This window comes from Streptomyces sp. B93 (assembly GCF_018070565.1).
In the GTDB taxonomy this organism is placed as follows: domain Bacteria; phylum Actinomycetota; class Actinomycetes; order Streptomycetales; family Streptomycetaceae; genus Streptomyces.
This window is the reverse complement of the sequence record NZ_JAGPXL010000015.1, coordinates 147,019-160,500: the sequence shown is the minus strand read 5'-3', so window position 1 is coordinate 160,500 and position 13,482 is coordinate 147,019. Positions and strand designations below refer to the sequence as shown.

The following is a 13,482-nucleotide window of genomic DNA, read 5'->3' as shown; positions in this document are numbered from 1 at the left end:
GACTTCCGTGCCTCGCACACCTGTTGATCAGGTTCTCAGAGTATCCGCAGGCACCGACATCAGGTCGGCGGACGGCCGAAGCCGCCCGCCGACCCCGGAGGGGAGCGTTCCGATCCGGCCAGTCGGGGACGGCCGGGTGCCGACTAGGCGCTGTCGGCGGTCTGTTGCCTGACCTTCTCCGCGACCTGCGCGGGCATCGGCTCGTGGCGCGCGTACCGGCGGCTGAAGCGCGCGGTGCCGTGGGACAGCGAGCGCAGGTCGACGGCGTACCGGCCGATCTCGATCTCGGGGACCTCGGCGCGTACGAGGGTGCGGCCGCCGGGTGTCTGCTCGGTGCCCAGGACCCGGCCGCGCCGTCCGGACAGGTCGCTCATCACGGCGCCCACGTAGTCGTCGCCGACCAGGACGCTGACCTCGGCGACCGGTTCCAGCAGGTGGATCCGGGCGTCGGAGGCGGCCTCCCGCAGGGCGAGGGCGCCCGCCGTCTGGAAGGCGGCGTCGGAGGAGTCCACCGAGTGCGCCTTGCCGTCCAGCAGGGTGACGCGGACGTCGATGAGGGGGTGTCCGGCGGCGATGCCCTTGGCGGCCTGGGCTCGTACGCCCTTCTCCACCGAGGGGATGAACTGCCGTGGCACCGCGCCGCCGACGACCTTGTCCACGAACTCGATGCCGGAGCCGCCCGGCAGCGGTTCCACCTCGATCTCGCAGATGGCGTACTGCCCGTGGCCGCCGGACTGCTTCACATGGCGCCCGCGCCCGCCGGACCTGGCGGCGAACGTCTCCCGCAGGGAGACCTTGTGCGGTACGACGTCGACCTGGACGCCGTAGCGGCTGCGCAGCCGTTCCAGGGCGACGTCGGCGTGCGCCTCGCCCAGGCACCACAGGACGACCTGGTGGGTGTCCTGGTTCTGCTCCAGGCGCATGGTGGGGTCCTCGGCGACCAGCCGGGCCAGCCCCTGGGAGAGCTTGTCCTCGTCGGCCTTGCTGTGCGCCTGGATGGCGAGCGGCAGCAGCGGGTCGGGCATCTCCCAGGGTTCCATCAGCAGCGGGTCGTCCTTGGCGGACAGGGTGTCGCCGGTCTCGGCGCGGCTCAGTTTGGCCACGCACGCGAGATCGCCCGCGACGCAGTGGGTGACCGGGCGCTGCTGTTTGCCGAAGGGCGTGGACAGGGCCCCGATCCGCTCGTCGACATCGTGGTCCTCGTGGCCGCGGTCGGCGAGCCCGTGCCCGGAGACGTGCACCGTCTCGTCGGGGCGCAGGGTGCCGGAGAAGACGCGGACGAGGGAGATCCGGCCGACGTAGGGGTCGGAGGAGGTCTTGACGACCTCGGCGACCAGCGGACCGTCGGTGTCGCACGGCTTCAGCCGGCGTTCCTCGCCGTCGAGGGTGGTGACGCGGGGCGTCGGGTGTTCGAAGGGGGTCGGGAAGCCGCCGGTGATCAGTTCCAGCAGTTCCACCGTGCCGAGTCCCTGGCGGGCGCCCTCGGCCGCGGGGGCGGCGGCGAGGACGGGGAAGAAGGTGCCGCGGGCGACGGCCCGTTCCAGGTCGTCCACGAGTGTCTTGATGTCGATGGTCTCGCCGCCGAGATAGCGGTCCATGAGGGTCTCGTCCTCGCTCTCGGCGATGATCCCCTCGATGAGCCGGTTGCGGGCCTCCTCGATCAGCGGCAGCTGGTCCCCGGAGGGTTCGGACTCCTTGCGCTCCCCGGTGGAGTAGTCGAACAGCTGCTTGGACAGCAGTCCGATCAGTCCGGTGACCGGCGCGTGGCCGTCGGGTGCCTGGGGGCCGCGCAGCGGCAGGTACAGCGGCAGCACGGCGTCGGGGTCGTCGGCGCCGAAGGCCTGTGCGCAGAACCCCGTCATCTCCTCGTAGTCGGCGCGGGCCGCCTCCAGGTGCGTGACGACGATGGCGCGCGGCATGCCGACGGCCGCGCACTCGTCCCACACCATGCGCGTCGAGCCGTCCACGCCGTCCGACGCCGAGACGACGAAGAGGGCCGCGTCCGCGGCTCGCAGACCGGCCCGCAGCTCCCCGACGAAGTCGGCGTATCCGGGGGTGTCGAGGAGGTTGATCTTGATGCCGTCCCATTCGAGGGGCACCAGGGAGAGCTGCACCGAGCGCTGCTGGCGGTGCTCGATCTCGTCGTAGTCGGAGACGGTGCCGCCGTCCTGCACCCGGCCCGCCCGGTTCACCGCCCCCGCGGTCAGCGCGAGGGCCTCCACCAGTGTCGTCTTGCCCGATCCGGAGTGGCCGACCAGCACCACATTCCGTACGGACGCGGGGTGGTCGGCCGCCACTGCCCTGCCGGCGGCTCCGGGGTGTGCGTTCGCCTTGTCGCCCATTTCCTTGCCTCCCGTGCACGGTGAGGTCCCTGGGGCGCGGACACGCGGCAACCGCGTGCTGGGCGGCTCCGGCGACGCCCGCGATTCTTCGAGCTTTCCACTCCTGTCACGGTGCGTCCATACGAGGGACGGGAAACGGACTTTCGGGACCGGCCCGGGGCGGTCGGTGCCGTCGCCCGCGCGGGCTGTGGGTGCCCGTCCGTCACCGGCACGCGCGCGTGGCTACGATGGGCCAGCCGGTGGCCAGCAGGGGCCGCGCGGCGACCCTGACCCTCGGGAAGGCCATGCTGAACAAGTACGCGCGTGCTTTCTTCACGCGTGTCCTCACACCGTTCGCCGCGTTTCTGATCCGGCGGGGCGTCAGCCCCGACACGGTCACGCTGATCGGCACCGCCGGTGTGATGGCGGGCGCACTGGTCTTCTACCCCAGGGGAGAGTTCTTCTGGGGCACGGTAGTGATCACGCTCTTCGTCTTCTCCGACCTGGTCGACGGGAACATGGCCCGCCAGCTGGGCCGCTCCAGCCGCTGGGGCGCGTTCCTGGACTCCACGCTCGACCGGGTCGCCGACGGCGCGATCTTCGGCGGTTTCGCCCTGTGGTACGCGGGCGGCGGGGACGACATCGTCCTGTGCGCGGTGTCGATCTTCTGTCTGGCCAGCGGTCAGGTGGTGTCGTACACCAAGGCCCGCGGTGAGTCGATCGGTCTGCCGGTCGCCGTGAACGGGCTGGTCGAGCGCGCCGAACGGCTGGTGATCTCGCTGGTGGCGGCCGGTTTCGCGGGCCTGCACAAGTTCGGGGTACCCGGCATCCAGTACCTGCTGCCGATCGCGCTGTGGATCGTCGCCGTCGGCAGCCTCGTCACGCTGGTCCAGCGGGTCGTCACGGTCCGCCGCGAGTCCGCCGAGGCGGAGGCGGCCGCCGGGACCGCCGCGCGGGAGAGCGCCGGGAAGCCGTCGCAGGGGAGCGGAGCGGCGACATGAGTGCCCAGGAGCGCCTGACGGACGCGCTGTACGGGCTCGGCTGGGGCACGGTGAAGAAGCTGCCCGAGCCGGTGGCCGTACGGCTCGGCCGGACCGTCGCCGACGTCGCGTGGCGGCAGAACGGCAAGGGCGTGCGGCGGCTGGCGAGCAACTACGCGCGCGTGGTGCCCGACGCCTCCCCGCAGTGCCTGGCCGAGCTGACCCGCGCGGGCATGCGCTCTTACCTGCGGTACTGGATGGAGTCCTTCCGGCTCCCGGCGTGGAGCGCCGAACGCGTCAGGGGCGGCTTCGCCCCCAAGGACGTGCACTACCTGACCGACGGCCTGGCCGCGGGCAAGGGCGTGATCCTCGCCCTGCCGCACCTGGCCAACTGGGACCTCGCGGGCGCCTGGGTCACCACCGAGCTGAGGACTCCGTTCACCACGGTCGCCGAGCGGCTGAAGCCCGAGACGCTGTACGACCGCTTCGTCGCCTACCGCGAGGGCCTCGGCATGGAGGTCCTCCCGCACAGCGGCGGCACCGCCTTCGGCACGCTGGCCCGCAGGCTGCGCGACGGCGGCCTGGTCTGTCTGGTCGCGGACCGTGACCTTTCCGCCTCCGGTGTCACGGTCGACTTCTTCGGCGCCGAGGCCCGGATGCCCGCGGGCCCGGCCCTGCTGGCCCAGCAGACCGGCGCGCTGCTGCTGCCGGTGACACTCTGGTACGACGACTCACCGGTCATGCGGGGCCGGGTCCACCCGCCGGTCGAGGTACCCGAGTCAGGTACCCGGGCCGAGAAGACGTCCTCGATGACACAGGCCCTGGCGGACGCCTTCGCCACCGGCATCGCCGAGCACCCGGAGGACTGGCACATGCTGCAAAGGCTGTGGCTCGCGGACCTCGACCCCGCGCGAGATCCCGTGCGAGACCCCGCGAAGGGACCCTCGTGAGGATCGGCATCGTCTGCCCGTACTCCTGGGACGTCCCCGGCGGCGTCCAGTTCCACATCCGTGATCTGGCGGAGTACTTCATCCGCCTGGGCCACGAGGTCTCCGTCCTGGCACCGGCCGACGACGACACCCCGCTGCCGCCGTACGTGGTCTCGGCGGGCCGCGCGGTCCCGGTGCCGTACAACGGCTCGGTGGCCCGGCTGAACTTCGGCTTCCTGTCGGCCGCGCGGGTACGGCGCTGGCTGCACGACGGCGCCTTCGACGTCATCCACATCCACGAGCCGACATCGCCGTCGCTGGGCCTGCTGACCTGCTGGGCGGCGCAGGGCCCGATCGTGGCCACGTTCCACACGTCCAACCCGCGCTCCCGCGCGATGATCGCCGCGTACGCCATCCTCCAGGCCGCGCTGGAGAAGATCAGCGCCCGGATCGCGGTCAGCGAGTACGCCCGCCGCACCCTGGTCGAGCACCTCGGCGGCGACGCGGTGGTCATCCCCAACGGCGTCGACGTGGACTTCTTCGCGAAGGCCGAGCCCAAGCCGGAGTGGCAGGGCGACACCATCGGGTTCATCGGCCGGATCGACGAGCCCCGCAAGGGCCTGCCGGTACTGATGAAGGCGCTCCCGCGCATCCTCGCCGAACGCCCGGCGACCCGGCTGCTGGTGGCGGGCCGCGGCGACGAGGAGGAGGCCGTCGAGTCGCTCCCGAAGGACCTCCGCTCCCGCGTCGAGTTCCTCGGCATGATCAGCGACGAGGACAAGGCGCGGCTGCTGCGCAGCGTCGACCTGTACGTCGCCCCCAACACCGGCGGCGAGAGCTTCGGCATCATCCTCGTCGAGGCGATGTCGGCGGGCGCGCCCGTCCTCGCCTCCGACCTGGACGCCTTCGCCCAGGTCCTGGACCACGGGGCGGCGGGCGAACTCTTCGCCAACGAGGACGCGGACGCCCTGGCCGTGGCGGCCCTGCGGCTGCTGGCCGACCCCGGGCGCCGCACGGAGCTGCGGGAGCGGGGCAGCGCGCATGTGCGGCGCTTCGACTGGTCCACGGTCGGCGCGGACATCCTCTCGGTCTACGAGACGGTCACGGCGGGCGCGGCGGCGGTCGCGGCGGACGACCGGACACCGGGGCTGCGGGCGCGGTTCGGCCTCGCGAGGGACTGAAGCGTCGGACACCGGCCCGTCCGGCGTTTGAAGACGGGGCCCGTCCGGCGTATGAGGACGGGGCCCGTTCCGGGCCGAAGCGGGGGTCCGGGGGCGGCGGCCCCCGGAGGGGAACCCCGACCGGCGCAGGGGTATAGCCTTGCCGCCCGTGACCGCAACCCTCATCTGGATCCTGGTCGCCCTGGTGGCGATCGGCCTGTACCTGAGCTGGACCGCGGGCCGCCTGGACCGCCTGCACGCCCGGATCGACGCCGCCCGCGCGGCACTGGACGCCCAGCTGCTGCGGCGGGCCTCCGTGGCGCAGGAACTGGCCACCTCCGGGGTGCTCGACCCGGCCGCGTCGATCGTGCTGTACGAGGCCGCCCACGCGGCCCGGCAGGCCGAGGAGGAGCAGCGGGAGGTCGCCGAGAGCGAGCTGAGCCAGGCCCTGCGGGCGGTGTTCGCCGAACCGGGGCAACTGGAGGAGGTCCGGGCGGCGCCGGGCGGTGAGGCCGCCGCGCGGGAGCTGGCCGAGGCGGTCCGCCGGGTGCCGATGGCCCGGCGCTTCCACAACGACGCGGTGCGCGCGGCACGCGCCCTGCGGCGGCACCGCAAGGTGCGCTGGTTCCGGCTGGCCGGGCACGCCCCGTTCCCGCTGGCCTTCGAAATGGACGACGAACCGCCCGCGGCACTGCTGGAGAGGGCCGCCTGAGCGTCGTATTCCGGACACCGCCGTTTGGAAAACGAGCCACCGCTTCCTCATTGGCCCTTGCTGTGGACTGGGCGCCTCACGTTTCCTCAGTGCTTGCAGCAGCCCTCTTTCCCTTCAGTGAGGTCAATTCCGTGTCCAGCACGCTCTCCGAGAACCAGACCCCCGAGACCGGCACCGCGCGCGTGAAGCGCGGTATGGCCGAGCAGCTCAAGGGCGGCGTGATCATGGACGTCGTCACGCCGGAGCAGGCGAAGATCGCCGAGGACGCGGGCGCCGTCGCCGTCATGGCCCTGGAACGGGTCCCCGCCGACATCCGCAAGGACGGCGGCGTGGCCCGGATGTCCGACCCGGACATGATCGAGGGCATCATCAACGCCGTCTCCATCCCGGTGATGGCCAAGTCCCGCATCGGCCACTTCGTCGAGGCGCAGGTGCTCCAGTCCCTCGGCGTCGACTACATCGACGAGTCCGAGGTCCTGACCCCGGCCGACGAGGTCAACCACTCCGACAAGTGGGCCTTCACCACGCCGTTCGTCTGCGGCGCCACCAACCTGGGCGAGGCCCTGCGCCGGATCGCCGAGGGCGCGGCCATGATCCGCTCCAAGGGCGAGGCCGGTACCGGCAACGTCGTCGAGGCGGTCCGCCACCTGCGCCAGATCAAGAACGAGATCGCCCGGCTGCGCGGCTACGACAACAACGAGCTGTACGCCGCCGCCAAGGAGCTGCGCGCCCCCTACGAGCTGGTCAAGGAGGTCGCCGAGCTGGGCAAGCTCCCGGTGGTCCTCTTCTCCGCCGGTGGCGTCGCCACCCCGGCGGACGCCGCGCTGATGCGCCAGCTCGGCGCCGAGGGCGTCTTCGTCGGCTCGGGCATCTTCAAGTCCGGCGACCCGGCCAAGCGCGCCGCGGCCATCGTGAAGGCCACCACCTTCTACGACGACCCGAAGATCATCGCCGACGCCTCCCGCAACCTGGGCGAGGCCATGGTCGGCATCAACTGCGACACCCTCCCCGAGACCGAGCGCTACGCGAACCGGGGCTGGTGATGACCGCTCCCGTGATCGGGGTGCTCGCACTCCAGGGTGACGTACGGGAGCACCTCGTCGCCCTGGCCGCGGCCGACGCCGTGGCCAGGCCGGTGCGGCGCCCCGAGGAACTCGCCGAGGTGGACGGCCTGGTGCTGCCCGGCGGCGAGTCCACGACCATCTCCAAGCTGGCCGTCCTCTTCGGTCTGATGGAGCCGCTCCGCGCGCGCGTGCGGGACGGCATGCCCGTCTACGGCACCTGCGCGGGCATGATCATGCTCGCCGACAAGATCCTCGACCCGCGTTCGGGCCAGGAGACGGTCGGCGGCATCGACATGATCGTGCGCCGCAACGCCTTCGGACGGCAGAACGAGTCCTTCGAGGCGGCCGTCGACGTCCGGGGCGTCGACGGCGACCCCGTGGAGGGCGTCTTCATCCGCGCCCCGTGGGTGGAGTCCGTGGGTGCCGCCGCCGAGGTGCTCGCCGAGCACGACGGGCACATCGTCGCCGTCCGCCAGGGCAACGCGCTGGCCACGTCGTTCCACCCCGAACTGACCGGGGACCACCGCGTGCACTCCCTGTTCGTCGACATGGTGCGCGCGAGCCGGACGCCGGAGTCCTTGTAGGATCGCTGACGTTCGTCATTGGATGGGTTACGCGAAGGAGACAGGCAGATGTCCGGCCACTCTAAATGGGCCACGACGAAGCACAAGAAGGCCGTCATCGATGCCAAGCGCGGCAAGCTCTTCGCGAAGCTGATCAAGAACATCGAGGTCGCGGCCCGCATGGGCGGCGTCGACCTGGACGGCAACCCGACGCTCTACGACGCCGTGCAGAAGGCCAAGAAGTCGTCGGTGCCGAACAAGAACATCGACTCCGCGATCAAGCGCGGCGGCGGCCTCGAGGCGGGTGGCGCCGACTACGAGACGATCATGTACGAGGGCTACGGCCCCAACGGCGTCGCGGTGCTCATCGAGTGCCTCACCGACAACCGCAACCGCGCCGCCTCCGAGGTCCGCGTCGCCATGACCCGCAACGGCGGCTCCATGGCCGACCCCGGCTCGGTGTCGTACCTCTTCAACCGCAAGGGCGTCGTGATCGTCCCCAAGGGCGAGCTGACCGAGGACGAGGTCCTCATGGCCGTCCTGGACGCGGGTGCCGAGGAGGTCAACGACCTCGGTGAGTCCTTCGAGGTGCTCAGCGAGCCCACCGACCTGGTCGCGGTCCGCACCGCCCTCCAGGACGCGGGCATCGACTACGAGTCCGCCGACGCCAACTTCGTCCCGACCATGCAGGTCGAGCTGGACGAGGAGGGCGCCAAGAAGATCTTCAAGCTGATCGACGCGCTGGAGGACAGCGACGACGTGCAGAACGTCTTCGCCAACTTCGACGTCAGCGACGAGATCATGGAGAAGGTCGACGCCTGAGCCGACGCTCTCGCTCGAACGGGCCGACGGGACACACCCGTCGGCCCGTCGCGTTGTCGGTGGCACCGGATAGCCTGCACAAACAGGCGATCGAGAGAAATCGAGAGAAGGGGGCGCGGTGCGCGTACTGGGGGTGGACCCAGGACTGACCCGGTGCGGTGTCGGTGTCGTCGAGGGGGTCGCGGGCAGGCCGCTCACCATGCTCGGCGTGGGCGTCGTACGCACGCCCGCCGACGCGGAACTGGGCGACCGCCTCGTCGCCGTCGAGCGGGGCATCGAGCAGTGGCTCGACGAACACCGGCCGGAATTCGTCGCCGTGGAGCGCGTCTTCAGCCAGCACAACGTGCGCACGGTCATGGGCACCGCCCAGGCCAGCGCCGTCGCCATGCTCTGCGCCGCCCGCCGCGGCGTCCCCGTCGCCCTGCACACCCCGAGCGAGGTCAAGGCCGCCGTCACCGGCAGCGGCCGCGCCGACAAGGCCCAGGTCGGCGCCATGGTCACCCGGCTCCTCAGACTCAGCGCGCCCCCGAAGCCCGCGGACGCCGCCGACGCCCTCGCCCTCGCCATCTGCCACATCTGGCGCGCCCCCGCGCAGAACCGGCTCCAGCAGGCCGTCGCCCTGCACAACGCCCACGCAACGAAAGGCCGTACGGCATGATCGCCTTCGTCAGCGGCCCGGTCGCCGCCCTCGCCCCGGACTCCGCGGTGGTGGAGGTGGGCGGGATCGGCATCGCCGTCCAGTGCACCCCGAACACCCTCTCCGGGCTGCGCACCGGCCAGCAGACCAGACTCGCCACCTCCCTCGTGGTGCGCGAGGACTCCCTGACCCTGTACGGCTTCGCGGACGACGACGAGCGGCAGACCTTCGAGCTGCTCCAGACCGCCAGCGGCGTCGGCCCCCGGCTGGCCCAGGCCATGCTGGCGGTGCACTCCCCGGACGCCCTGCGCAGAGCCGTGGCGACCGGCGACGAGAAGGCCCTCACCGCCGTCCCCGGCATCGGCAAGAAGGGCGCCCAGAAGCTCCTCCTGGAGTTGAAGGACCGCCTCGGCGAACCCGTCGGCGCCCCGGCCGTCGGCGCGCCGGTCACCCAGGGCTGGCGCGACCAGCTGCACGCCGCCCTGATCGGCCTGGGGTACGCGACCCGGGAGGCCGACGAGGCCGTGACCGCCGTGGCCCCCCAGGCGGAGGCCGCCGACGGCACCCCCCAGGTGGGGCAGCTCCTCAAGGCGGCCCTCCAGACGCTCAACCGCGCCCGCTAGCGCCCACTGGCGCCCGCCCGCCCCGCCCGCACCGAGAACCGAGGCACACCACATGAACTGGGACGACACCCCCGACACCGCCGCCGAGCGGCTCGTCGGTGCGTCCGCCGACCGCGAGGACCAGGCCGTCGAGGCCGCGCTGCGCCCCAAGGACCTGGACGAGTTCATCGGCCAGGAGAAGGTCCGCGAACAGCTCGACCTCGTCCTGCGGGCGGCACGCGCGCGGGGCGCCACCGCCGACCACGTCCTGCTGTCCGGCGCCCCCGGCCTCGGCAAGACCACCCTGTCCATGATCATCGCGGCCGAGATGGGCGCCCCCATCCGGATCACCTCGGGACCAGCCATCCAGCACGCGGGCGACCTCGCGGCGATCCTCTCCTCCCTCCAGGAGGGCGAGGTCCTCTTCCTCGACGAGATCCACCGCATGTCCCGGCCCGCCGAGGAGATGCTGTACATGGCGATGGAGGACTTCCGTGTCGACGTCATCGTCGGCAAGGGCCCCGGCGCCACCGCCATCCCCCTGGAGCTGCCGCCGTTCACCCTGGTCGGCGCCACCACCCGCGCGGGCCTGCTGCCGCCCCCGCTGCGCGACCGCTTCGGCTTCACCGCGCACATGGAGTTCTACGAGCCCGCCGAGCTGGAGAAGGTCATCCACCGCTCGGCCAGCCTGCTCGACGTCGAGATCGACACGCACGGCGCCGCCGAGATCGCGGGCCGCTCCCGGGGCACGCCCCGGATCGCCAACCGGCTGCTGCGCCGGGTCCGCGACTACGCGCAGGTCAAGGCGGACGGCCTGATCACCCAGGAGATCGCCGCGGCCGCCCTCGCGGTCTACGAGGTCGACGCCCGCGGCCTGGACCGGCTGGACCGCGCCGTCCTGGAGGCGCTGCTGAAGCTGTTCGGCGGCGGCCCCGTCGGCCTGTCCACGCTCGCGGTCGCGGTGGGGGAGGAGCGCGAGACCGTCGAGGAGGTCGCCGAACCGTTCCTCGTCCGCGAAGGGCTACTGGCCCGAACCCCGCGCGGCCGGGTCGCCACCCCCGCCGCATGGGCGCATCTCGGCCTCACCGCTCCCGCTCAGGGCGGTGCGGGAAACGGACAACAGGACTTGTTCGGGACGTGACGGTGCGGCCATTGGCCCGGTCAGGAACCCCGGTGCCATGCTGAGCGTTGTTCCATGCACGCGGACTCGCTTAGACTCCGCCGATGCCGCCTCCCTCATGGCGGCAAGCACACCCCCAACCATCAGGCCGCTCACCAACGCGGTCGTGTGAAGGAAGTTCCGACCCGTGAGTCTCGTGACCCTCCTCCCGTTCATCGTGCTCATCGGGGCCATGTTCCTGATGACGCGGTCGGCCAAGAAGAAGCAGCAGCAGGCCGCCGACATGCGGAACCAGATGCAGCCCGGTTCCGGAGTCCGCACGATCGGGGGCATGTACGCCACGGTCAAGGAGGTCAGCGAGGACACGGTCCTCCTCGACGCCGGACCGGGCGTGGAGCTGCTGTTCGCCAAGAACGCGATCGGTGCCGTCCTCACCGACGACGAGTACAACCGCATCGTGCACGGCATCGAGCACGACCTGAAGTCCGACGCCGACGTGGTCCCGGACGACGCCTCCTCCCTCACCGAATCCGACGAGACCGCCGACGCGGCCCCGGACGACGACGCCTCCGCCGACAAGTCCGTCGACCTCGGCAAGAAGGACACGGCCGGGGAGCCGTCCGACGCCGCCGTCGCGAAGTCGGACGAGGAGCCGAAGAAGACCGACGGCGACTCCGAAGCGAAGTAGTGATGTCCCGGGGCGCGTGGGTCAGGCCCGTGCGCCCCGGGACACGCGCGTCTCGCACGGGATCCCGACACCATGGCATGGCCGCCCGCCCGCAGACCCGGCGCGCGGCGGCCCGAGAGGGAGTACGAGAAGGTGGCAGCACCTAAAAAGGGCCGGAGCGCGAGCGCCCAGAGCAAGCCGGTGCGCTCGCTGGTCCTGATTCTGATCGCCATCGTGGGGCTCACCGCGGGCATGTTCGCCTCCGGGCACACCACCCCGCGTCTGGGCATCGACCTGGCCGGCGGCACGAGCATCACCCTCCGCGCCGTCCCCGAGGACGGCAACGAGTCGGCGATCAACAAGACCAACATGGACACCGCCGTCTCCATCATGGAGCGCCGTGTCAACGGTCTTGGTGTCTCCGAGGCGGAAGTCCAGACCCAGGGCGATCGCAACATCATCGTCAACATTCCCAAGGGCACCAACTCCAAGCAGGCCCGGGAACAGGTCGGCACCACCGCCAAGCTGTACTTCCGGCCGGTCCTGGCCACCGAGCCCAGCGGCGGCGCCGCGGCGAGCCCCTCGCCGAGCGCCTCCGACGGCGCCACCGGGACCGCCAGCCCTTCCGCGTCGGCGTCCCCGACCGACGGTGAGACCGCCACCGGCACCGAGAGCGCCGAGGCGACCCCGTCGGGCTCCGCCACCACCCAGGGCCGCGCCGTCACCGACGCGCTGAAGGCCGACCCGACCCCGTCCGCGAGCGACTCGGCCGCCGCGACGGACGAGGGCGCCGCCTCCGACAGCAAGGTCCAGGAGGAGTACGCCGCCCTGGACTGCTCGAAGGAGGACGTCCGCACCGAGGCCGGTGAGGGCGCCAAGCCCGAGAACTCCACCGTGGGATGCGGCGAGATCCAGGGCGTCTGGTACAAGTACCTGCTCGGCCCGGCCGCCGTCGACGGCACCGAGGTCGACGACGCCCAGGCCGTCTACGACACCCAGAGCGGCGCCGGCTGGAAGGTCCAGATGGACTTCTCCTCCGCCGGGGCGAAGAAGTTCGCCGACATCACCGGCCAGCTCGCGCAGAACCAGTCGCCGCAGAACCAGTTCGGCATCGTCCTGGACGGCGAGGTCGTCTCCAGCCCGTACGTCAGCCAGTCCATCACCGGCGGCAACGCGGAGATCTCCGGCAGCTTCACCCAGGACGAGGCCCAGAGCCTCGCCAACATGCTCTCCTACGGCGCCCTGCCGCTGACCTTCCAGGAGGACAGCGTCACCACGGTCACCGCGGCCCTCGGCGGCGACCAGCTCGAGGCGGGCCTCATCGCGGGCGCCATCGGCCTCGCGCTCGTCGTGCTCTACCTGGTGATCTACTACCGCGGTCTGTCCTTCATCGCGATCGCCTCGCTGCTGGTCTCCGCAGCACTCACCTACGTGATCATGTCGCTGCTCGGCCCGGCCATCGGCTTCGCGCTGAACCTCCCGGCCGTCTGCGGTGCCATCGTCGCCATCGGCATCACAGCGGACTCGTTCATCGTCTACTTCGAACGGGTCCGGGACGAGATCCGCGAGGGCCGCTCGCTGCGCCCCGCGGTGGAGCGGGCCTGGCCGCGCGCGAGGCGCACCATCCTGGTCTCCGACTTCGTGTCGTTCCTCGCCGCCGCGGTGCTCTTCGTGGTCACCGTCGGCAAGGTCCAGGGCTTCGCGTTCACCCTCGGTCTGACGACCGTGCTCGACGTCGTGGTGGTCTTCCTCTTCACCAAGCCGCTGCTGACGCTGATGGCGCGCCGGAAGTTCTTCGCGAGCGGCAACCGCTGGTCCGGCCTGGACCCGAAGGCCCTGGGCGCCAAGCCCCCGCTGCGCCGCACCCGCCGCCCCGCCGTCCCCGTCGACCCGAAGGAGGCGTGA

At 71.6% G+C, this 13,482-nt stretch carries 13 protein-coding genes; 12 read left to right on the top strand and 1 reads right to left on the bottom strand.

Going from position 1 to position 13,482, the window contains the following annotated elements; translation table 11 throughout:
• Nucleotides 1–143: 143 nt before the first annotated feature.
• A complete protein-coding gene (locus KBY47_RS17510) occupies nucleotides 144–2,342 on the bottom strand; it encodes an elongation factor G-like protein EF-G2 (protein WP_210922072.1) in 2,199 nt (732 codons plus the stop codon).
• Between the two features lie 227 nt (nucleotides 2,343–2,569).
• Here KBY47_RS17510 and pgsA point away from each other — a divergent pair, with 227 nt between their 5' ends.
• The 12 genes from pgsA (at nucleotide 2,570) to secD (ending at nucleotide 13,482) form a co-directional block, all read left to right on the top strand.
• A complete protein-coding gene (pgsA, locus tag KBY47_RS17505; protein WP_210922071.1) occupies nucleotides 2,570–3,322 on the top strand; it encodes a phosphatidylinositol phosphate synthase in 753 nt (250 codons plus the stop codon).
• Nucleotides 3,319–4,251: a phosphatidylinositol mannoside acyltransferase gene (locus KBY47_RS17500; protein ID WP_210922070.1), complete on the top strand. Its 933-nt coding sequence runs from the start codon at nucleotides 3,319–3,321 to the stop codon at nucleotides 4,249–4,251. Before pgsA ends, KBY47_RS17500 begins: the two co-directional genes overlap by 4 nt.
• Nucleotides 4,248–5,411 (top strand): glycosyltransferase family 4 protein, encoded by a 1,164-nt coding sequence (locus tag KBY47_RS17495; RefSeq protein ID WP_210922069.1) that lies wholly within the window; start codon nucleotides 4,248–4,250, stop codon nucleotides 5,409–5,411. The genes KBY47_RS17500 and KBY47_RS17495 overlap by 4 nt, the downstream gene beginning before the upstream one ends.
• 148 nt (nucleotides 5,412–5,559) lie before the next feature.
• A complete protein-coding gene (locus KBY47_RS17490; RefSeq protein ID WP_210922068.1) occupies nucleotides 5,560–6,102 on the top strand; it encodes a hypothetical protein in 543 nt (180 codons plus the stop codon).
• Between the two features lie 131 nt (nucleotides 6,103–6,233).
• Nucleotides 6,234–7,145 (top strand): pyridoxal 5'-phosphate synthase lyase subunit PdxS, encoded by a 912-nt coding sequence (gene pdxS, locus KBY47_RS17485; RefSeq protein ID WP_210922067.1) that lies wholly within the window; start codon nucleotides 6,234–6,236, stop codon nucleotides 7,143–7,145.
• Nucleotides 7,145–7,750 (top strand): pyridoxal 5'-phosphate synthase glutaminase subunit PdxT, encoded by a 606-nt coding sequence (gene pdxT / locus KBY47_RS17480; RefSeq protein ID WP_210922066.1) that lies wholly within the window; start codon nucleotides 7,145–7,147, stop codon nucleotides 7,748–7,750. The genes pdxS and pdxT overlap by 1 nt, the downstream gene beginning before the upstream one ends.
• A gap of 48 nt (nucleotides 7,751–7,798) precedes the next feature.
• Nucleotides 7,799–8,551: a YebC/PmpR family DNA-binding transcriptional regulator gene (locus tag KBY47_RS17475; RefSeq protein ID WP_210922065.1), complete on the top strand. Its 753-nt coding sequence runs from the start codon at nucleotides 7,799–7,801 to the stop codon at nucleotides 8,549–8,551.
• 118 nt (nucleotides 8,552–8,669) lie between these two features.
• Nucleotides 8,670–9,209, top strand: coding sequence for a crossover junction endodeoxyribonuclease RuvC (ruvC, locus tag KBY47_RS17470; protein WP_210922064.1), 540 nt, complete (start codon nucleotides 8,670–8,672; stop codon nucleotides 9,207–9,209).
• Nucleotides 9,206–9,811, top strand: a complete 606-nt coding sequence (ruvA, locus tag KBY47_RS17465; RefSeq protein WP_210922063.1) for a Holliday junction branch migration protein RuvA — start codon at nucleotides 9,206–9,208, stop codon at nucleotides 9,809–9,811. The genes ruvC and ruvA overlap by 4 nt, the downstream gene beginning before the upstream one ends.
• 52 nt (nucleotides 9,812–9,863) lie before the next feature.
• Entirely contained in the window at nucleotides 9,864–10,931 is a 1,068-nt protein-coding gene (gene ruvB, locus KBY47_RS17460) for a Holliday junction branch migration DNA helicase RuvB (protein ID WP_210922062.1), read from the top strand.
• Between the two features lie 166 nt (nucleotides 10,932–11,097).
• Nucleotides 11,098–11,598: a preprotein translocase subunit YajC gene (gene yajC / locus KBY47_RS17455; RefSeq protein WP_210922061.1), complete on the top strand. Its 501-nt coding sequence runs from the start codon at nucleotides 11,098–11,100 to the stop codon at nucleotides 11,596–11,598.
• 132 nt (nucleotides 11,599–11,730) lie between these two features.
• A complete protein-coding gene (gene secD, locus KBY47_RS17450) occupies nucleotides 11,731–13,482 on the top strand; it encodes a protein translocase subunit SecD (RefSeq protein WP_210922094.1) in 1,752 nt (583 codons plus the stop codon).